Source organism: Legionella sheltonii (assembly GCF_026191355.1).
In the GTDB taxonomy this organism is placed as follows: domain Bacteria; phylum Pseudomonadota; class Gammaproteobacteria; order Legionellales; family Legionellaceae; genus Legionella; species Legionella sheltonii.
The window spans coordinates 75,404-97,113 of the sequence record NZ_JAPHOQ010000001.1; the positions used below are offsets into that span (position 1 = coordinate 75,404).

Below are 21,710 nucleotides of genomic sequence, written 5' to 3' on the forward strand. Positions count from 1 at the left end.
AATCGAATCAACTACTAATTCATCGAGCGTTCGACATCAAACTCTTCTTCACTATCAATTTCAATGAATTCGGGTTTGGTTTCAGGTTCTTTTGATTCTTCAATACCAAAAACAACCTTATCAATGGTTTTAAAGAGGGGGGCAAGTATGTTTTTATCTATCATGATTTAGTCCTTTAAATTTTTAAGAGGGAGGTTCTAAAAGCATAGTTCAAGATAATTTTTTCTCCAGGAAAATAATAAAAAAATTATGTTATACTTTGCACGGCCACAACGTTCTTGTGGTTTGCCGTCATTTTATTTGAGTCTGTTATGAAAGAATCTGATACCCTACAACGCTTTATTTTTGAGCATGCCAATATTCGTGGTGAAATTGTCCATATTGAAAATACTTTCCAAACGATTATGAGCCAACGGAACTATCCTCCGATGGTTAAAAATTTGTTGGGGGAGGCTATAGTTTCCTGTCTGCTTTTGGCATCGAGTATTAAATTTCAAGGCAGTTTAAATTTGCAATTTCAGGGCGATAAACGTCTTCCTTTATTATTGGTACAATGTGACCATGAGTTTAATGTAAGGGCTTTTGCTCAATTTGCTGAAAATCTGGAAACCAAAGAATACGCTACCGCTTTTCTCGAAGGACAGATGGTCATTACCATTAATCAAAACAATCAAACGAACTCTTACCAAAGCATGGTTCCTATTCAATCAACATCCATGGGTGAGAATCTAATGAATTATTTTGCTCAATCCGAACAGGTATCAACGCGTGTTTGGTTGGCTGTTAATGAGAGCGCCGCTGCGGGGATGTTACTGCAATTGATGCCAGGCCAAGATACGGTACAAAGAGAACAATTTTGGGAATATGCCGTTCAATTAGGTCAAACAGTCAGTGAAATTGAGCTCCTTACTTTAGATAATGAAACATTGCTCCATCGTCTTTATCATGAAACGGAACTAAGGATATTTGATAGCCGTAAAACGCAGTTCAAGTGTCGCTGTAGCCTGGAGAAAATGAAACAGGTATTGAATGTTTTAGGTGAGGAAGAGGCACACGAACTATTAAAAGAACAAGGCGAAGTGGCCATTCGATGTGATTTTTGCAATAAGAAATATACTTTTGATCCAATTGATGTAACGATGTTATTTCATAAAGGATAGATTTTTTGGGCTAGGCCGGGCCTGGACCCAACAAAAGCTCCAATTTTCATTTAAGGAAATGTTGGGCCAAGGCCCAACAAAAAACTTCCATGCATTTAGTATCTATTGAGCAGGCCCAACCCACTCGAGCAGGTTCTGAATGACTAATTACAAGCAATATTTATTCGGGTTTCTCTTCATGCACAGGTTGGCGAAATAAAATCTTAAATCGGATACAAAGATATCTCCTTCCTTTTCCATCACAAAGATACGTTCAGGTTGTAATTCAAGATAATTGGATGCCTTCAAAACCGAGTGATAAATGCTGCCTGCAAAAGAGAAAATCCATTTGTCCAAAAAGGGTAGAATCACCTCAGGGTTGTTCGAATAAAATCGTTGATAAATATCGGCAATTAATTCCTTTCTCATTTCAAAATTACTTTTAAAATAAAGATTTTTTCGATCCTGGCGGTACAGCGTCATGGGAACTTGGTTGGGGTTGTTTTTTAAACCCGCATTCAGATTCATCGATACAATAACACCTTTGGCACTCTCAAAGTCCAATGTTGCAGTATTAAATAAATTGTATCCGTTATATTCTTGCAGATAGGCTTTTAAATAATCAACGGCTTTATCGGTTAATGGATCAAAATAACTCTGGATAGAAAAACTTACCGCGTCTTCATCGGGGCTCTCCTGATCATAACTGCAATTGATATATGTGTTGTAAGTAAACAAATCAGGGGTGATTTTTTTTGAAAAAACACGTTCTATTTCATCTTCCACCTCTTCGCAACTGAGACCCATTCCCGTCACATTGCCACGAACTCGCACGATTTGAGTTGGAAAATCAACGGTTCTTTGAGTCATTTGATGCAAATTAGGTCTTACCTGCTCATTACTATAATGTCTGACTACGGTATTTTTATTCTTAGTTACTGGAGAAAAAATAAGACCATCTAAACCGGGATCTGAATGAGCAAAAGCAAGAAGGGGTGATAAACACAAAGTACCTAATAAACAGCTTATTTTCATAATAAACTCCTTTTTTAATGAATTAGAATTCCATTCCAATATCTAGCAGCTTTGAAAAGCCACCGGGTCATTACTCTAACCTGATGGCAAAGTATATCTTATCGGGTTTTAAGAGCTGATCCCACGGATAATATAAATGGCACAGCCAACATACCCAGTTCGTTTTTTGTTCCTTCAACTTATTTTTATGGGGCCCGGGTTACTGCAACTCGTGTCATACGACAGTTATCCAGAAATAGATATGATTCAATACCGGGATCAAAAATTACGTTTTTATAAACCGATCTATGGAGCCATATGTTGGACCGACATGGTAGGAAGAAAAGTAGATGGTATTCCTATAGAGACTACATGAGTGATATGTACCATTTGATTTAATAGTTTTAAATTTGCTATCAACAAGGTATTATTGCCGCTATTTTAATCATCATGGCAATTGCAATGACAATACTGGCTGTTTGTGGACCTATAGGTAGTGATTTTAAAGGGCTCAGTGAGCGATGTTATTCTTTATTAAATCAAGAGACCACCGTGCTCATTGATAGTTCTAGTTTTGATTCTATCGAGCTGCTCCTGGCCGCAGTTGAGAATGCACCCCACGATGTTATTGTTTTTGGGCCTGATATTTTTTTAGAAGAAAAATTACGAGCAAAATTTGATATCAAGGTTTTTGTGGAAATGGATTCAGATCTGTGTTTGAGCAACTATTTAAAAACATTTAAATCATGTGCGCTGAATCTTGAACAACATTTGAATGATTATTTTAGTCTAATTCAGCCCTTGAATGAAAAAATAAGATTATCGGCCAAATTTGCGAATCTGCGTCGTCCACAAGCAAGTTCAGATGATAAATTAATTGACTTGCTCGTGGATGAAAAAGCTAAGACTCTAAATAAACACCAAATTGCTCTACCTAGAGATATGTTTTGGAAGCCAGCATCTCTACATCAACCAACTGATTCCAAAAATATGGTTGATTCAGTTGCGCCTTCAAAATCAGAATTTAGCTGGGATCAATAACCACGAAACTCATGTAATCCACAAGTCTCGGCGCTCAATATTCTGATGTATAATATAAAGTATAAGAAGGATTTATAGCATCTGCCAAACGATAGGAGATTCTGACTATGGACGTGGATATTTTATATATAGAAGATGATATTTTTGATATTGAAGCGATGCAGCATGTATTTGCCAAAATGGAAAAAAAGGTGAATATTGCTATAGCCAAGGATGGGAAACAAGCACTGGATATGTTGTATGGACGTCATGGCAAGCAAAAAATTAACCCGAAGGTGATATTGCTTGATCTCAACTTACCCAAGATGAATGGTATCGATTTTTTGAAGGAAGTAAGAAAAACGTTTGATTTTGAAAAAGTGAAAGTTTTTTTACTTACCGGTGAATATACGACTAAAGAAAAAATTGCTAAAAGTGAGTTACATGTATCAGGCTGCATTATCAAACCCTTGCAATATACCGATGCACTCAACATTGCATGGTGTCTTTCTGCCAGCGAAGAAATATCGAAGCTACTGTTTATGCAGTAATTGCAACGATACCGGTATGATTTAAATTCACTGATCTCGTAATATCCAGCTCATTCTAAAAAATAATGGGATACACCTAGGCTCAAACAATAGTTTTTATTCCTCGAAATCCGAAATAATACTTGGTTTGACGCTATATTGTTGTATCGACGGAATTTTTTTACAGAGACCGCTTTCCTCTTTTGACCCCTTGCTTTAAAATTCCTTTGTGGATGCAAAGAATAACAATAATTTGCCAACCTGGAAGGTAAAAATTATTTTATTATGTTAGACCGCGCAAATGAGGAACTCTATGGGGTATACATTCAAAAGATTTTATCTTGCAATGATGTTAGTCGTTGTAAGTCCTATTCTTTCCGCAAAGGCAATTATCGATGCCGACGTGCTTCAAAAGTTTAAATATCCTAAAGGTTCAAAGCAGGCTACATTATCACTTCTGGTTTTCTTGCATAATCAATTGGAAAAAGAATCGTTTATCGAAGAGATTAAAAAAATTCCGGATGTAAATATACAAGATTTAGGGTTTATGCCTGCAGTCGCACTGCAAGTTCCAAAGGATCGCAATATACTCTATCAAATTGCTCATTTAGACGCAGCGGCACAAATTTCTTCACATACCGCAGCCTCACCGGAGTTGGATGTCAATGCCCAAGTTTTAAAATTGGCGCCTTCATCTTTTTATCCGAATGTAAATAATTGGTGGGCGCATGGTTATACTGGCCAAAAAGGAATTGTTGGCATAATCGACACTGGGGTAGATCCTTTGCGTCCTTCTTTATCCAACAAAAAATTAATAGTGCAGCAAGATGTAGGTTCTGGGTATTCAAATCATCTTAATGGAGTAAAAGAACCCCATGCAACAGGAGTAGCCTGTATTTATGCGAGTAACCATGAAAAATACAAAGGCATGTCTTATGGAGCATCTACCATCATTTCTGGGTTAGCTGGAGAGGAAACCGCGGATCCAACAAGTATTATGCGTACTATGGAAACTTTAGATTGGATGGTGAACCGTTCTGAAATTAAGCCCACTATCATTAATTACAGTATGGGAAATGGTCGACTGGATTTAAATTGTCCTGCGTGTCCTGAATGGAGCGGGCTCGCAAAAGTCATAGACTATGTAGTCAATACCCAAAAAATCCTCTGGGTAAAATCAGCGGGAAATGCTGGATATATAGAGCCAGCACATCAATATACTTTTGCCTCCACGCTAACCGTCCCTGGTGATAATTACAATGGACTTACAATTGCCAATATGAATACCGTGGTTACCGAAAATGATTCGGTTATTGTTAAAGCCGCAGATAGAAGCAAACATCGTATAAGGGAAACCAGCAGCCGAGGGCCTACGCCATTTGGAAGACGTAAACCTGATTTAACCGCCCCAGGTCATGATACCTTTACATGCGCTCCTGATCCTAAAGTTTATGGCTTTGTCTATTCGAATGCGATGAAGTATAAAGATGGATACCGCCTCATGGGTGGCACCAGTTCTGCAGCACCGCATGTAGGTGCCTCTGCCTTGTTATTACAGGATGCAGGAATCACAAATCCTATGGCCATTAAAGCGTTACTAATTAACAGTGCAGATACCTGGACCGATGCCGGTACAGAAGACTCTGGACACACTAAAATTATGGGCTCCGCGTGGAATAGAACCTACGGCTGGGGGTATCTCAACATGGAAAAAGCATTTCAACAGAAAAATAATATTATAGAAAGTGAGTTAACCGTAGAAAAACCAATATGGGAATATGAGACCATCCTTAAAAGAGGGCAAAAGGTTACCCTAGTCCATGAACGACGTGTGGGTTACACTGACGAAGGAAATGAGTGGAAGCTGAGTCATTTGGCATTAACTCTTATTGATTTAGAACACCAAAAAGTGATTGATAGCGACAACAGTCCTATCGATACGGTACATCAAGTTGCAAATTGTAAACGTGAACCGCAAGAAACAAAATGTTCTGAGGAAAGTAAGACAATGCGAGTTTTAGTTCGAGTGCAATTATTAAATAATTTCATCGAAGGCAGTTCCAGTGAGCCTTTTGCTATTGTGGTTCCTCCGAATGAGAATTCCGTTAAAAAAGCTGAAAAATAATGGTCTATGAGTTTTAGTAGAGCTTAAGTGAACCTTAAAGAGTGGTCGGGCCAAGGCCCGACCTAAGTGTTATTGGTAGTGTGGAATCCTTAGAAGAGGCAACATACCTCATAGCATCAGATGAACTTGCAGTCGTTCCCTATACAGTAACACAGCCTGCTTGCATTAGGACAAGTCCAAGGAGGCAAGTACTAAGAAGAGTTGTCCGGTTCATTATTACTCCATATAAACCATTCTCGATTAGCTAATTATAGGTGACCCACACGTCAATGTATCAATCTAAAGCACCCTACGTCGGGATCCATTATTGTATTAGCATGGTGCTCAATCATGGATGAATTCCCGCCCTCACGGGAATGACACCATTCACTTTTTGCTTCACTTGACCGCTATGGAGGTATATAGCCAGGCATCTTCCCCTTAGGTCCAAATGATCGTTACAATAACTGTATGTGCTATAATTGCACATATCATCTGGAATTATAAGAAGTTTTTATGCCCCAATTTAATGAAATGAGGGATGAAACTAAAGTAAGTATAGTTAATGATTTGATTAAAAAAATAAAATTGACGCTTCCTTCTGCTGGTCTTCAACTTAGGACGCTTGATAATATTGAAAAAATCGCACCCTTTTTATCTCGATTAGAAATCATAGATAGATTGGAATCTTTGAAAAACAACGTCTCCAAACCAGATCAAAATTTACTCCTAATACTCCTCATACAAGAAGCGATAAGACACCTAAGCAGAGATAAATCATTTTTTGAAAATAGTAATGCTAAAGGTCTTGCGGCTTTATCGGTCGTGTTGCAAGAAACAACTGGATATACCAGTAGAGAGAAATTAATGAGTGGACTGGTTGACGAGACGGCTGCGATGCTAAAAGGGGATTTACATAAGTTACCTGAACAGTTTAATGAACCTTACCAAAAACACATAGAAGATTCTATACGGCTTATCATCCATCACTCGAAGAATGAACCAGAGGGACTAGAAAAATGCAGGATCATTCTTTCTGATGCTTTGCAGTCGTTACACATTCGAAAAGATCATGCCCAATATGAAGAATTGATGAATTTTGTCAATAAGCTAATGAATCAAGTAAACATTCAAATAGACGATCAAGAATACACAATTGATTTCAATCAGCCATTAACTGACAATGACAAAGAAATGCTCAAAAAGATTATTGAGCAGTCAAAAAAAAGAAATCCAGATGATATTGAAGATGTAAAAATAAGAAAGAATGAAATTTTTTTCGTTCAAACGCCGCATGGCATTTCAAAATGTTCATTATCACATTCAGTTTTACCCGAGCAAGGCAAGAAAAATACTAAATATGAAGTAGTAGGTTTACGTTTGGGAATGGGAGGAGCAGGGACGGTTAAGTTTATCCTTAAAACCCTTAAAATAAGTGGTGATAAATTAATCGAAAAAGAACGCAATGAAGATAATGCAAAAGTTGTTAAAGCAGTGTCGATTCAAAGTGATAGTCTTGGACTTAAAACTCGTGAGCAGGTTGTACGTGTTACTGAGGAAGAAGCGAATTTAAATAGCAAATTTATTGAGGGAAATAAAAATGTAACGCATAGAGAGAGAAAGGAGTCTAAAAAGTCTACTTCTTATCACAAGTCTTATCTTTTTATGCCCTACATAAAAGGACAGCCCATCTCGAAATTTACACCGGATGGTAAATCGCCTCAACAATTATTTGATCTAATTAACAATCTCGTTCAGGCTGTAGCAAAAATGCATGCTACAGGTTGGGCTCATTTAGATCTTAATGCAAAGAATATATTATTCGATAGCAAAACGGACGAAGTATATTTAATTGATTTTGGCACCGCAAGGCGTTTGGCGCAAAAGTCGAGGTTAGGGGGGGTGAGTCCATCTATATTCCCCATAGATTTGCTCAGTGCTTTTAATAAGCAAATCGAGGTAATGATTGACGATAAAATTGACGTATATTCGGTCGGGTGCATCATCTCGATACTACTACAAAAGATAGAAAAATTGGAAAGCCCAACGTTTTCTCCCGAACTGGATATGGGACTTAGGTCTTTAGTCAACAAGATGGTTTTACGATCTTCTGACGATAGGCCTAGTATGGATGAAGTGATTTCGACTCTGAATCACTTAAAGAAGGCGTTCTTGGAAGAAGAGAGCAAAATTGATGTTACTCCCCCCATGAAGTGATTAAGGTGTCACTGAGCGCATAATTGGATTTTGCAGGGAGATAAGGGTTTCGGTGGATTGCACCTCCTCAATAAGCTGAATTTTATTCACCAAAAGTTGCTGTAAGGTATCAATTGATTGGCACATGACTTTAATAAAAATATTAAAATGATGACCAATAGTGTAATAAGCTTCAAGGACTTCTTCTAGAGCTTCTAACTTTTTCAGGACGGATTGGTAATCTTTCGCATGATTCAGAGTAATCCCGATAAAACAACAGACATCATACCCCAGCCGTTTGGGGTTAATGTGCACATGCACCCCTTCAATAATACCTGCTTGCCGCATTTTCTCAACGCGAACATGAATTGTAGCCGGGCTTACAGCATAAGCTTTAGCTAATTCCGCATAAGCAGTACGTGCATTTTTTATTAATGCATGGAGTATTTTCTTGTCAAGATCATCGATTTGATAATTTTCCAGGTCTTTCATAGGTTATTTTTATATATTATTTAATTTATTTGATATTTTATTAAATATTATCTTTTATATCCATACATATTTTAATTTGATAATAAAAATAATAGGAAAATACAATATAATGTTAACTTAATTTTATTGTGGGGTAGTTGAATGAAACAGGCATTTATTGAAAAACAAAAACAAATAAGTTTTGTGAAATCTTTTTTTTCTCGTGAACTCGAACAACGGTTAGGCCTCGTTGAAGTGCAAGCACCATTATTGACTTGTGTAGGCGATGGCGTGCAAGATAATTTGTCCGGTACAGAACAAGCAGTTTCAGTCAAGGTTAAAGCCATACCGGATCGTACTTATGAAATCGTTCATTCCTTAGCTAAATGGAAAAGAAAGTTACTCGGAGAATTTGCCTTTCCAACTGGAGAAGGCATTTATACCCATATGATTGCTTTAAGACCTGACGAAGAGGTATTAAGTGCGACTCATTCTGTATTGGTGGATCAATGGGATTGGGAGCGTGTTATCGATACTAAAGACCGTGGCTTGAATTATTTAAAACAAACGGTCATCGAGCTCTATGATGCCATAAAAAAAACGGAAAAAACGGTCAGTGATCTTTATGGTTTAACTCCATTTTTACCCTCATACATTCATTTTATGTATACAGAAGAATTACTTGCTCTATATCCTAATCTATCTCCTAAAGAAAGAGAGCGGGCTATTACCAAAAAATATGGTGCTGTTTTTTTAATTGGAATTGGTGGTTCTTTATCAGATGGAAAACCGCATGATGTTCGTGCTCCAGATTATGACGATTGGAGCTCAGTAAATGAGGTGGGATTTACAGGCTTAAATGGAGATATTCTGGTATGGAACCCAATCATCGACGATGTTTTTGAAATTTCTTCTATGGGTATCCGAGTGAATGAAGCCATATTGAAATATCAATTGGCATTAACAGGCCATCAACATCGTTTGGATTATGATTGGCATCAGCGATTGATTGCGGGCTCTTTGCCGCAAACGATTGGTGGTGGCATAGGGCAATCGCGTTTGGTGATGCTTCTGTTGCAAAAAAAGCATATTGGGCAAGTTCAATGCGGTGTTTGGCCTGATGAATGCATCGCAATTTGAGACATGCGAACATGTTGATCATCGCTGGGGTGAAGGGAAGCGCCTAAGCTAAGATCAACAGGTCACTTCAACCCACTGATCAGATTTTTTGTTCCATAGGTTGCTCCACTGTATTTTCTGGCATGATTTAATAAGCTCAGAACCATTTGAGTGGTTTACTAGATATTGATTTCTTCCCATTATATATTAATGAATAGGGGCAATTGAGAAAATGGTCATCCATGAAACTTATAATTAATAAAAAAAATAGTGCAGAATCAATCACTGTCGATCTGCAGTCATCAACAGCAGTGAATGAATTGATGTTTATTCTTTATGCTCGTAGGAGTAACAATTACGAACAGTGTTCTTTTAGTGAATATCAAAAATTTATTTCGGTGTATCAGTGTGTTCTGTATGCGGATCGATTTAAAAATAAATTACTACCTGACACTCATTTAAGTGACTATCAGCTTGAGGATCCCTGTGATTTGATCTGGGAAGAGTTCCCTGAGGAGCAGTGCCTATTAGTTCCTCATGACGATATAGATAGACGGTTTCTTTTTTGGAATCCCAGTACCAATACAAGTAGAGCGAACATTAAAAAAGAGTCTTTCTCGGACGATAATAAGCAGCATTTGCCACCCAATGCCCCTTAAAATGGGTATACGAGAAAGACACCATTTCTAGGTTTGATCACCACCTGAAATGGTGAAGCGCGCTTTAAAAGTCTACCCAAGGCTCCATGCCGTCAACAGAGTTGAAATAAGCTCTCTTGTGAGCCTGGCTGGGGTGAATGAAGAGCTTGCTTAGGTTCTGCCGGTGCAAATATATTTTTAACGTAAGGTCCTATATCTTGAGGTTCCCCCATGTGTGTTAAATCTTTTTTAGGTTGAGGGGGAAAACCTAATGCAGACAAAGGATTAAAGGTTTTCTCTTTAGGCGTTTCTAAATCGAGTGTGGTCCCTTTATTCGTTTCAGCCAATACAACTTCCTGTTGTTTAAACCGGTACAAATTGGTTAACACAATAGCAGATTCAAGCACCATCATTGCAACACCGAGGATGGGATTCAGCGCAAAACCAATGGCCACAAACAATCCTGCTGCCACTAAAGTAATGACTGAGTTGTAAGTTAAGCTTACAAACAAATTTTGGGCAATATTTTGTTTTGTTTTTGCTGCTACATCAAATGCAGTGGCGATAGGAAATAATACGCCTTGGTGAATGACGATTCCTGCTTTTTGTTGGATGATCTTATCGCCAATACGTGATTTAACTGCAATGGCGAGATCAGCGTATGCAAAGGCTTCCAGGTCATTGGTGGCATCACCTATCATCGCCACCTTATATCCTTTGCGTTTTAGCTCTAGGATGTAATTTTTTTTAGGCTTTTCATTAGGCTTAGTGGCCGTACCTACAGTATTTGCACTAATATTTTGGGGGGAAATACCCAGTAATGCAGCATATTTTTCTGCGGTGTCTTGATCTGCTCCGGTACAAATGTGTACTGTTTTTCCAAGTTCTTTTAATTGTTCTACAGTCGCAAAAGCGTCTTCACGTAGAGGGTCAAATAAAGAAATTTGGCCTATAACTTGGGTCCCGCGCACAATATAAACAGAACCCTTTTTAGGATCATTATAAGGTTCATTAATCGTTCTAATTCCATTCGCAAGCAGCATCTCTTTATTGCCTACCATGAATGTTTCGCCATCAATGTCGCCTTTTATGCCAGAATGATAACTTTTATCAACGGAGGTTATTTTCAACTGCTGATCTGTAACAACGCCTTGGCCTGCTATGTAAGACTTAATAGTTGATGCCATCGGATGATCGGACTGGCTTTCTAATAAGGCGAGGTGGTGCAAAAATTTTTTATCGTCAATTGTTAGTGATTGCACCACACTTTTGCCTTGGGTAAGGGTGCCATTTAAATCAAAAACAACGGTATCTATATCAGCTGCTGCTTGCAGATCTTTTCCGTTGTTAAACTGAATTCCGTTTTCAGAGGCTTTTTTCATGCCGATTTTAACTGCCATGGGTGTAATCAAACTCAAAGCGCAGGGACATGCACTGACAAGAACGGAGATCACACATTGAATAGCCAGTGCAGGGTTAACCAGAGTACCTATGACAATACCCGAAACAAGAGCGACCAGGAGTAAACCAGGAACAAAATATTTCACGACTTGATTTGCAAATAGCTCGACAGGGGCTTTCTCATCATTTGCTTTATCAATATTTTCTGCGATTAATGACAGGTAGGATTTTTGATAGGTTGTTGTAACGCGCATTTCCAACGAAGGAATATGATCGGCTAAGCGCATGCCTGCTTTCACCTCATCCCCAGGCTTGAACTCCTTAAGCTCGGGAGAGCCATCAATTCGAGTCGTATAAAGCAATGCTTTCTGCGTTAATATTCCATCAACCGGAATCACCTCTCCTTTTTTAATGATGATCTTATCGTTAGGAATTAAATTTCGGACCGAAATTTCCTTATTGGGTTTACCCTTTAATAGGACTAATGGAGGCAAACAATCACGTACATCTAATTTTTTTTCAATTGCACCGACTAAGGTATGTTCAATTCCTTCACCTAAATGCCAAAATCCCAAAACTAATGGAGCCGCCTCGAACATCATTGGGAGTCCTGGAATAAACAGGCTTGCAAGCGACACCGCGACGATAGTTAAAGTGCTGATCGTGTATAAAGCAGTGGTATCCCATTTCTTTTCAAGTAATGAATACCATGCTGATTTATATACATTATATCCCAAATATAAGGTCATTAAAGTGGTAAGGCCAGTTATAAGAATATAGGCTGTTAGAGGAATATTAAAACTGGCAATAGAAAGGACGAGCAGACCTATTCCCCAAATCAAACCTAATGCAGCTTTAAGCCAATGATTTTCATGAGTATCCTCATCAGAATGACCGTGACCGTGACCGTGACCGTGACCATGACTGTGGCTGTGACCATGACTGTGGCTGTGACCATGACTATGGCTGTGACCATGACTATGGCCGTGTTCATGACTAAGGTCATGACCCTGACCATGGTCGTGAAAATGGTCTAGAGACTGTACATGAGAGCCCTCATCGGCATGCTCATGCGGTTTACGTTTTTTTCGCTTCTTTTTAAGATGTTCAGAATGTACCGGTTGAGATGGAGAAACAGGATTTTCAAGCGGTGTTTCCTCATCATACCAAATGGTTTCATTCTCGAGCAATTCGGTTAACGCAATCCCTTTTTCCATTAAACGCTCAGCTATGGTTCTTTGTAAAACCTGGGTATCTGGGGATTTACATAATAAGCTGATACTTGGGTTAGGATCAGTCAAATCGATTGCTACCCGTATTAACTTCAGGTTGTGGGTATCATGCAAAATTTGTTCGATGTGTGCTGCAGTTTGTTCTTGGGCGAAAAGTTGGGTGTCACCTGAAAGGCGGAATCTATAATAATTAAGATGCATGGTTTCCTCCATTTATAGGACATATAGATGTTAATGAGGGGTAACTATCCACTTTTTGTAAAAGCCCACTGGTAGAGAGCTTTCCTGACTTTATCAGTTGTACGTCAATATTAATTTCAGACATATCATGACCATTACAGTACTTTTTAAACCTAACGATTCGATTTTGAGTCTGGTGCAGCAAAGAATTTTCTGCTAAAAAATCGCCAGAATAGTGACTGCTAAACATTCTAATATCAAAAAAGTGTTACATTGTAACATTATCTTGCCAAAGAACAAGACACTTTTAATGATTTTTAAACCAAAACAACTTTTACAATTAATTTAGGGCGTGTTGACAATTCGTCCCCACCGGCTACGTGCCGCGACGTGTTCGCGGCATCCAGGAAATGGTCAAGTTAAAGATGAACTTAATTCATTGCTCTAATCTAATGATGAATAAGAGCAAACTCATAATATATCGATTTCAATATCAAGTATAAAACGAGTTTGCAATGGCTAGACTGATGCTCAGTGATGAGCTATGGTCTAAGCTAAAGGAGATAATGCTACAACATCAGATATATGACAAACCTAATGTTCGTATGATGGTTGAGGCAATGTTATATCGCATGCGTGTAGGCTGCCCTTGACGAGACCTACCTAAAGAGTTTGGATTTTGGAATTCTGCCTATCAACAATTCAATCGTTGGTCCTCAAAGAACAAGTTGATGATGATTTTCAAAGCGCTCATACAACATCCTGATCTTGAATCGGAATTTATTGATGGCAGTATCGTTCGTGCCCATCAACATAGCTCAGGCGCCATAGGAAAGAAACATCAAGCAATAGGGAAATCCGTTGGTGGTAATACAACAAAAATTCATAGGGCAGTTGATGCTTGCGGCCTTCCGATTGAATTTCAATTGACTGGCGGAGAGGTACATGATGCTAAAGCAGCTTCAGGTCTCATTGAAACACTCCCTAAAGCTGATTACACCATTGCAGACAAAGGATATGATAGCGAGGAAATTCGAGATCAGATTAGGCAAAAATCATCTACTCCAATGATTCCTCGGAAGACGAACTCTAAAACTGGGAATGCTGATATTGATTGGGGTCTATACAAATATCGTCATCTAGTTGAAAACGTATTTGCGCGACTTAAACTTTTTCGAGCTATTGCCACAAGATATGATAAATTGAAGAGAAATTATGCGTCAATGCTCGCAATGGCTTGTTCCTATATTTGGCTACCAATGTAATCAGTGAAATTTAGGTGATATCATCGCATTGAGTCCAACACTCTGATCAAAACAAGGAAGCAAAATGAAGTCATTTTATGTCTATATTATGGCAAGCAAGCGAAATGGTACACTATACGCTGGTTCAACATCAGATTTAATTAAACGAGTCTGGGAACATAAAAACAACCTGATTCCGGGATTTACAGCTAAGTACAATGTACATATATTGGTTTATTATGAGGTTCATGAAACCTATATAGAAGCTGCTCGACGTGAAAAGCGATTCAAAAATTGGCCCAGGCAGTGGAAGTTAAATTTGATTGAGAACCTAAATACAGAATGGCATGATCTTTATGAAGAAATTTGCCACTGATTAAGATCGGCTGGTTGCCGCGAACACGTCGCGGCACGTAGGCGGTGGGGATGAATTGTCAACACGCCCTAATTATTTTTATAAAATAAGGTCGGTTTACATCAACGCTCACTTCAGACAAGAGATCTCCCACGTAAAACGTTATTACAGTGTGGAAACCCCTCACTGTGTTCGATTTTGAACTTGTTTATAACCAAGAGAGTAGAATGGTAAACAGACACTAAGGACTGTGGTATAATAGAATATTCGAGCACTTTAAATAAAAATGATTGATGAAATGCACTTTGTTGGACAAGGCCTATAAGCATTGTATAAAACATGGCTACCGATTTACGGAGCCAAGAGAGCGTGTCCTCAAAATATTAGCGGATGCGAGAAAACCTCTTGGTGCTTATGAAATTCTGCAAAGATTATCCCAACAAATTGAAAATCCAAAACCACCTACAGTTTATCGTGCGATTCAATTTTGGCATCAAGAAGGGTTTATCCATTGTATTGATAGCCTTAAATCCTATGTTGCTTGTTTGCATGGACATCATGTGGGGCAGGCGCAATTTCTCATTTGCAATCAATGTGATTTCGTCAAAGAATTAGAATGCATTATTGATTTCGCGGCGGTTACAGAATTTGCAAATTCAATTGAGTTTTCAATAATCAATTGTACTGTAGAAATTAAAGGGCTGTGTGGGCCGTGTAGGCGGAACAATCTAAAATCCGAGAAGTTGATCTAAGAAATGACAGACAACTTCAATCATGAAAGTGATTTAAAGATAGGGTAGTTCTGTTTGTGTCGCACCTGCGCTTTCAGTTTCTATTGGACTGCTGCAATGTTGTTGTGAGGATTTCATGATGGATTTTTCCGGTGTCTTTAGAAAAAATGAAATCATGGTTCCATGCTTTGATTTTCCAGAATTCCGGCTGCTTGCTACAGCAGCACTGGGTTGAGGAGCTGGTTTAGGGTGATAAGAGCCTATAATCTGCAAAGCTGTTTGATTATCATGTTCCTTGGCGATGTCGTAAGCTGATTTTTCATTGGTATTAGTGAGTTCTGCGTTGGCCCCTGCTGCTAAAAGCATTTGAAAGAGTGCCGGCTTCTTTTGTGTGTAGGATGATTTGCAGGCTAACATTAAGGGAGTCATCCCTTTGGCGTTTGTCGGGTTCACTTCAATACGATTATCTCGAAGTAGCAGTTTCACAATCGCTTCATTACCATATTTACAAGCAATTCCAAGTGGGGAATTTCCAGCATGATCGCAAGATTGGTTGATGTTGATTGTAGGAATATTTTTGAGTTGATTCATAATGTCTGATCGATTGCATGCTGCTGCATAAAAGAGCGCATGTTCTAATTCGGATTGACTGATTACAGGAGATTTTTTATGCAAGTGCAGTAGTGCTCGCACGGTATTGCGATCATCATTTTGCACGGCCAGAGCGAGAGCTCCATAACCACGACAATTGGTGATTAGGGGGGGGGAGTGGATAGGGTATAATGAACCAAGCCCCCGGATATGTTCAGTTAATCTTCGCTGACCTGTTTTCGCAATGAAAGAACAATGAACTATTAAATGCGTGCTGGTTTCAAAAAGGGATTGATACAAAATGGGGACCAGTTCTTCACTCGTTAAAAGTTGATAGGGGTATTCCTCAGTTTGTTCATACATGTGATTGATATCCAAAAATAACCAAGTATTGTCTTTATGCTTTTTAAAGCCGACGGTATGTTCTTCGCTGCTGCATACCACCACGACTTGATTTTTAGCGTTGAGGAGCACATTTAGTTGATGAAAAAATTCGTTAACCTCTTTGGGGGATGCGAAGCTCATTGTTTTACTGAAAAGATTTTTAACGGTATTTTGCTTTCTACTCAGGTTCAACTGAATCATCTTGTAGATGATATCGATGTCCGACTGCTGGATTGATTGGGCATAAATTTCAGCGTAATCATCGGGAGATTGAGCCAGGCAGACGGCTTCAAGAAAGGGCTTTATTTCATTGAGTTTTCGCTCTTTTTTGGTTAATGACAGACTTGCTTTTATTTTTTCGGTAATTGTATGTAAGGTATGGGGTAAGGTTGCCTTTTCTTTTTTAATTAAGTTAAGTCGATTATAAAATTGATAATCTAACCCTAGAGCCGCTTCCTGTGCCCAGGTTAATGTAAAACCATGGCATACACCATCGCCATGTTCATAATTAAATTTATCAAAAAGAGTTAATAAATCTTCATGCTCTAAAGCATTACGTTTTGATGTAAAGTAGGATAAGGACGGAATTATTTGATTAAATGATATCAGCTTAAGTTTCAATACAATCATGAGACTGATTAAGAGAAACAAATAAAGGACGTATATCATTATACTTGCCAGTTAATTCCCTTAAGTAAAATCAAAGCATAATCACTAAACGAAAGCAACTGAATCCCATCGCATCGACTGGAGCATTCGAAATAATGGGCTATTTTTTATAATAAGTTCCATTGGCATAGACGTTATGTCCAAAACCACAATCAAAATCAGCACCTTCTTGTTTTACAGACACCATTCCTGGTTTGATGAAGGTTATTGTGATGGTACATTGGCCAAATTCAGATGAAGAGTAAATTGCAGTATCCCCTTTAATACGGGCTATGCCGGATAATTCTCCAGTATTGGCTTGAAGCGCTCCATTGGCCATATAAGGGTATATTAACTGAAAAGAAATTTTAATTTTTCCACCACCCAATGCATCGACAGTGAGCGTATTGGTAACATCATTATGAGGGGCAGGAAAATGCATAATGAAGGTACCATTCACTTCTTCTTTAGAGACACTGTCCCTGTGCGTTTCAGTAAAACCAAAGGTTGAGTAGGTGAAGAGTAGACTGCATAAGATACTTTTAATAATCCAATGGTTCATGATGTTTGAGCTAATATTTGTATTGATTTCTTAAAGCTATCATGAATGTACCCTTAAAACCAGCCCATTCAAGAAGACATCATTCAGTTACATTTTGTCTCAGAAAGTTAATGGTTTCATCAACGACTATATCTTTGTCGTTATCTGCTGTAACAATATGATAACTGTTAGTTAAAATGACTTTTTTCTTAGTCTTAGAATGAATCTTTTTTTCTAGAAATCGTACATTTCGAACACTTGCCGTTTCATCTTCAGCGGCATGGATCATCAGTATGGGACAATTGATATTCGCTAAATGTCGTTTCACGTTTTTGTTTAATCGCTGTGCCTCATAGAGCCGGTAATAGGATATCTTTGAGCCACCTGTAATGGAGTATCGATTTTTCTGCATTTCATCTTCAATCATTTTTCTTGTTTCTTCATTTTTAATGCCATAGGGTGCCTTTTCTTTATAATAAAAAAAATATTTCAGCGGCGTGTGATAAATAATCGGCGATAAAAAGGAATACCAGGGCACGGCCCAACCATCATAAAAAAAGGAGGGGGAAAGAATGATCAACGATTTAACCTGTGAGGGAAACAATGCAGCAAGTTTCAGACTGAGAATAGAACCAACGCATAACCCTCCAACTGAAACGGTTTTATATTTTTTTTTCATGCGCTGAAAATAGCGAGCTATTGATTCTATCCATTCTTCATGAGGGACATTCGTGTTTTTATCTTTAAGATAGGCATAGCCATCAATATGAGGAATTTCAATGCTATAACCTTGTTGATTGAGATTTCTGGCTAAATACATTAATTCAAGCGGCGTGCCACTGAGCCCATATAATAATAAGACGGCATGTTCTCCTCCCTCAAAATGGATATCCTGAGGCAAATTTTTAGCGGGGAACGATTGTGCAATCGGTTTTTTAAATTGCAGTTGCTCTAAAAGATAATGACTCAGCGATGCAATGTGATCGTTTTCAAAAAACACCTCATTTGTTAGAGTAATCGTATCTTCTAAAAGCTTTTGCAGCGTGTTTTTAAATTCAATGAACATTATGGAGTCGAGGCCTAGTTCCAAAAAACGACGCGTTGGATCAATTACTGTCTCTTGAGGTAAATGCGCCACCTCTTTAATGAGCTGTTGCAGATAATTTTGCAAAAGTTGTTGGCGTTTATCCTCTGGCGTATCTTCAAGAACGGCCATCAGTTGATTTTCCAATTTTTGATAAGACAAATTATTTTCTTTTAAATCATCTGTTGCACAATAGGAGAATAAAGGGGTGATTTTATTTTCCTCTATGAGTTCTTTGCATTTGATTCGCTGTAATTTACCACTGGTGGTCTTAGGAATTGATTTGGGAGGTACTAATAGGATTTGTTTTGCTGCAAGATGAATTTCCTGGGCGAGCATTTGATTGATCTTAGTGGTCATTTCAGGATAGGAGTGCGGCTCAGTATTTGCTTTTACCTCAGCGACAATAACCACTCCTTCTTCATCATTAAATTGACTTGCATAGGCAACAACGCAGCTTTTGCGAATTGAGGGATCGGCATGAGCAACCGCTAATTCAATATCATGGGGATAATAATTTTGGCCACGAATAATGATCATATTTTTTATTCGCCCACATACATACAGTTCATTCTGATATAAAAAACCAAGATCACCTGTCCGCAGATAATGCCCTTGATCTGGGTTATTTTTTAGACGAGCATGAAATGCTTTCTCTGTTTCATCTGGGTTATTGTAATAACCTTTTGCTACAGACCGACTTTGTACCCAAATTTCACCAATTTCTAGGGATGCACATTCGTTCTGATCAACGGGATTCACTATTTTTAAAGGCATTCGTGGTGTTCCGGAACTGACAAGAACCGTTTTTTCTGTTTCGATCTCACATGCCTCAACACGATTATGTTTTAATTTTTTCTTATTGACTGAAAAGGTTATATCGTCAGTCAAACATGATTTACCAGATACCATCAGTGTAGACTCAGCTAAGCCATAACAGGGTAAGAAGACATTTCGTTTGAGGCCTGCTTTAGCAAAAGTATTATAAAATAGTTCCATTGTTTTATAGTGAATTGGCTCTGCCCCATTGGCCGCAGTAAGTAGACAACTTAAATCCAGCTGATTCAGCAAGTCTTCAGGAGTTTTTAACGCACATAACTCATAAGCAAAATTAGGTCCCCCGGTGAGATTGCAACGGTATTTGGAGATTCCCTCAACCCAACGAGCAGGGCGCTGAATAAAGTCTAAGGTTGGTAATATAATAGAGGTTCCACCAGCATAAGTTGGTTGGATAATTCCCGCAATTAGCCCCATATCATGATAAGGGGGGAGCCAGGAGTAGGTAATTACGTCTTCAGAGTTCTTTTCAGAATTTTGACACATTTCTTTAATAATGCTGGAGTTATGCATAAGATTAGCATGGGTAACTAAAACACCTTTGGGATCAGAAGTAGATCCAGAAGTATATTGAATGAATGCGACATCGTTTTCTGCACAGGGATAGACAATTTCTGATGGTGGATTTACTTCATGCGATCGGTCAATAAATAAGGTATTAAGAGGTGTATCTTTCAGTTGATTAAATAAATGTTCATGAATACTTGATACCCTTAGAAACGGCTTTAATAAATGTGGCATAAACTGATTGGTCTTTTGATCTATATGCAACATGTGTGACGTTTTTTTATCAAATAAAATTAATTGAGCTTCTACATTATTAATAATATGTAAAAATCGATTCATCATCATTTTATTGAGAGGGGGGATCAATGGGACTGCTATCGTTCCTGTAGCGAGACACGCATAAAAGCCCACAATAAAATCCAAACCAGGTTGCGCACAAAGTATTACTCGGTCTTGGGGGTTGGTTCTTTGCTGGATTTGGTACCCCAAGTGAAATACCTGGCGACACAACTCATCGTAGGTTATGTAACCCGATTCGCTGTCCTTGTTGATAAATCGATAGGCAACTTTTTGAGGATTTTTATTTTTATGCTCAATAATTTGATGGAAAATCGTGTGAAATGAATACAACGAGGAATACATTTTTAATACAACCTGTGTAAATACCAAGCCTAATTATTAGAGAGTATAGTAGATAAAACACAAAAAACATCGTTTGATGAGTAATTTTTTACTGCACTGCAGCAAATATGGCTCATTTAGCATGTACAAGAAAATCCCGCATTATGAGTAACTAATACGGGTTATTCTTAAAAGACTTGAGAATAGTTATAATTAGTGGGAAACGCTGGGCGTTTGCACATTCTTTAATAAGCGTGATTCGGAAGGATTTTTTAACGACCCACGATGCAATGAAGGGGAGTTCTCTTTTAAACCTTGTTCCAGAAAAACAAATGTTTCAGAATTAATCCAAAAAGGACTCCACGCCAGCATGCCTTTAGGGGTAATTCTCATGGTCTTCCCTGAGGCAAGCTCAAGTGTCCAAATGGCCGGCGGAGGTTCATCCCAGTTTTTCCTGTGGATGTTTTCATCCATATCTACGTCCATAATCAATGTTTTTCCATTGGGAGAGATGTGAATACGGGAGCCACTGCTCATCATGCCGTGAGGAATTATTGCATTGAGTGGCCATTTTTTTATTAGATTACCTTCAAAATCCATCCAATAAATTGTTTCAATATCATGACTGAGAAAAGATTTTCCATCTGCAGCCCACGCAGGGCTGTATTCATCTTCAGTATTCTTGATGATGCGATAACCACTCCCATCGATATTGATTAAGGCCAGATGCCAATGACTGCCTACAAAGGTATTGAACAGTAATTTTTTACTATCAGGCGACCATACCGGATTGAAATTATTTGCAGAAGGCATATTGTTCAATTGGGTTACCTTACCGGATGCAAGCTCTACTACAGCAAGGTAACGGTTTCCTGATGGGCTATTATCCATTACATTGTAGGCAATATATTTCCCGTCAGGAGAAATTTCTGGAATGTAACCCTGGGTTACTTTTTGGACTTGACTGCCATCAAGGCAGGCAGTCCAAATGGAACCATTACGTTCAAAAGCAATCATCGGTTGTGCTTGAACAACGACACAATAGACTAAGGCAAACAGGAACAAATGAATTCTCATAAGAAGTAAATGTCCTTTAAAATAGAAACAAAAGAGAACTAATTAT

18 protein-coding genes and 1 pseudogene are annotated in these 21,710 nt (G+C 38.4%); 11 read left to right on the forward strand and 8 right to left on the reverse strand.

Translation table 11 applies throughout. The features are described 5' to 3' along the window. Positions 1 to 14: 14 nt before the first annotated feature. Entirely contained in the window at positions 15 to 164 is a 150-nt protein-coding gene (locus OQJ26_RS00315; RefSeq protein WP_265701916.1) for a hypothetical protein, read from the reverse strand. A 147-nt stretch (positions 165 to 311) separates the two neighbouring features. Here OQJ26_RS00315 and hslO point away from each other — a divergent pair, with 147 nt between their 5' ends. Further along, positions 312 to 1,160, forward strand: a complete 849-nt coding sequence (hslO, locus tag OQJ26_RS00320; protein WP_265701917.1) for an Hsp33 family molecular chaperone HslO — start codon at positions 312 to 314, stop codon at positions 1,158 to 1,160. Positions 1,161 to 1,307: 147 nt separating this feature from the next. Here hslO and OQJ26_RS00325 read toward each other — a convergent pair whose 3' ends face one another. Next, positions 1,308 to 2,174, reverse strand: coding sequence for an Lpg0189 family type II secretion system effector (locus OQJ26_RS00325; RefSeq protein WP_265701918.1), 867 nt, complete (start codon positions 2,172 to 2,174; stop codon positions 1,308 to 1,310). Positions 2,175 to 2,310: 136 nt separating this feature from the next. On the opposite strand from OQJ26_RS00325, the gene OQJ26_RS00330 reads away from it, so the two are divergent. The 5 genes from OQJ26_RS00330 (at position 2,311) to OQJ26_RS00350 (ending at position 8,024) form a co-directional block, all read left to right on the forward strand. After that, entirely contained in the window at positions 2,311 to 2,529 is a 219-nt protein-coding gene (locus OQJ26_RS00330; RefSeq protein ID WP_265701919.1) for a hypothetical protein, read from the forward strand. An 86-nt stretch (positions 2,530 to 2,615) separates the two neighbouring features. Continuing rightward, positions 2,616 to 3,194, forward strand: a complete 579-nt coding sequence (locus tag OQJ26_RS00335) for a nucleoside/nucleotide kinase family protein (protein WP_265701920.1) — start codon at positions 2,616 to 2,618, stop codon at positions 3,192 to 3,194. Positions 3,195 to 3,301: 107 nt separating this feature from the next. Beyond that, positions 3,302 to 3,724: a response regulator gene (locus OQJ26_RS00340; protein ID WP_265701921.1), complete on the forward strand. Its 423-nt coding sequence runs from the start codon at positions 3,302 to 3,304 to the stop codon at positions 3,722 to 3,724. 292 nt (positions 3,725 to 4,016) lie between these two features. Further along, positions 4,017 to 5,828, forward strand: coding sequence for a S8 family serine peptidase (locus OQJ26_RS00345; protein WP_265701922.1), 1,812 nt, complete (start codon positions 4,017 to 4,019; stop codon positions 5,826 to 5,828). Between the two features lie 495 nt (positions 5,829 to 6,323). Continuing rightward, entirely contained in the window at positions 6,324 to 8,024 is a 1,701-nt protein-coding gene (locus OQJ26_RS00350; protein ID WP_265701923.1) for a protein kinase domain-containing protein, read from the forward strand. On the opposite strand, the gene asnC is transcribed toward OQJ26_RS00350, so the two are convergent. After that, positions 8,025 to 8,495 carry a transcriptional regulator AsnC gene (gene asnC / locus OQJ26_RS00355; protein ID WP_392538265.1) on the reverse strand — a complete coding sequence of 157 codons (471 nt, stop codon included), beginning with the start codon at positions 8,493 to 8,495 and terminating at the stop codon, positions 8,025 to 8,027. Positions 8,496 to 8,636: 141 nt separating this feature from the next. Between asnC and asnA the strand changes: the two genes are divergently transcribed. Continuing rightward, positions 8,637 to 9,614 carry an aspartate--ammonia ligase gene (gene asnA, locus OQJ26_RS00360; protein WP_265701924.1) on the forward strand — a complete coding sequence of 326 codons (978 nt, stop codon included), beginning with the start codon at positions 8,637 to 8,639 and terminating at the stop codon, positions 9,612 to 9,614. Between the two features lie 221 nt (positions 9,615 to 9,835). After that, complete coding sequence (locus tag OQJ26_RS00365; protein WP_322783948.1) at positions 9,836 to 10,252, forward strand: hypothetical protein; 417 nt, start codon at positions 9,836 to 9,838, stop codon at positions 10,250 to 10,252. A gap of 92 nt (positions 10,253 to 10,344) precedes the next feature. Here the strand turns inward: OQJ26_RS00365 and OQJ26_RS00370 are convergent, their stop codons facing one another. Then, positions 10,345 to 13,065, reverse strand: a complete 2,721-nt coding sequence (locus OQJ26_RS00370; RefSeq protein WP_265701925.1) for a heavy metal translocating P-type ATPase — start codon at positions 13,063 to 13,065, stop codon at positions 10,345 to 10,347. Positions 13,066 to 13,559: 494 nt separating this feature from the next. On the opposite strand from OQJ26_RS00370, the pseudogene OQJ26_RS00375 reads away from it, so the two are divergent. The 3 genes and pseudogenes from OQJ26_RS00375 (at position 13,560) to OQJ26_RS00385 (ending at position 15,395) form a co-directional block, all read left to right on the forward strand. Next, positions 13,560 to 14,309, forward strand: a pseudogene (locus OQJ26_RS00375) (IS5 family transposase). Positions 14,310 to 14,373: 64 nt separating this feature from the next. After that, positions 14,374 to 14,664 carry a GIY-YIG nuclease family protein gene (locus OQJ26_RS00380; protein ID WP_265701926.1) on the forward strand — a complete coding sequence of 97 codons (291 nt, stop codon included), beginning with the start codon at positions 14,374 to 14,376 and terminating at the stop codon, positions 14,662 to 14,664. Between the two features lie 272 nt (positions 14,665 to 14,936). Then, positions 14,937 to 15,395 carry a Fur family transcriptional regulator gene (locus tag OQJ26_RS00385; RefSeq protein ID WP_265701927.1) on the forward strand — a complete coding sequence of 153 codons (459 nt, stop codon included), beginning with the start codon at positions 14,937 to 14,939 and terminating at the stop codon, positions 15,393 to 15,395. A 33-nt stretch (positions 15,396 to 15,428) separates the two neighbouring features. On the opposite strand, the gene ankG is transcribed toward OQJ26_RS00385, so the two are convergent. The 4 genes from ankG to OQJ26_RS00405 all read right to left on the reverse strand — a co-directional run bounded on the left by ankG (position 15,429) and on the right by OQJ26_RS00405 (position 21,664). Further along, positions 15,429 to 17,018 (reverse strand): Dot/Icm T4SS effector AnkG/AnkZ/LegA7, encoded by a 1,590-nt coding sequence (gene ankG, locus OQJ26_RS00390; protein ID WP_322783949.1) that lies wholly within the window; start codon positions 17,016 to 17,018, stop codon positions 15,429 to 15,431. 100 nt (positions 17,019 to 17,118) lie between these two features. Then, positions 17,119 to 17,559 carry a hypothetical protein gene (locus OQJ26_RS00395; RefSeq protein WP_265701929.1) on the reverse strand — a complete coding sequence of 147 codons (441 nt, stop codon included), beginning with the start codon at positions 17,557 to 17,559 and terminating at the stop codon, positions 17,119 to 17,121. 79 nt (positions 17,560 to 17,638) lie between these two features. Further along, the gene (locus tag OQJ26_RS00400) at positions 17,639 to 20,608 is read right to left on the reverse strand and encodes an alpha/beta fold hydrolase (protein ID WP_265701930.1); all 2,970 of its coding nucleotides are present in this window, start codon (positions 20,606 to 20,608) and stop codon (positions 17,639 to 17,641) included. A gap of 192 nt (positions 20,609 to 20,800) precedes the next feature. Then, positions 20,801 to 21,664, reverse strand: a complete 864-nt coding sequence (locus tag OQJ26_RS00405; RefSeq protein WP_265701931.1) for a TolB-like translocation protein — start codon at positions 21,662 to 21,664, stop codon at positions 20,801 to 20,803. Between the last annotated feature and the right edge of the window lie 46 nt (positions 21,665 to 21,710).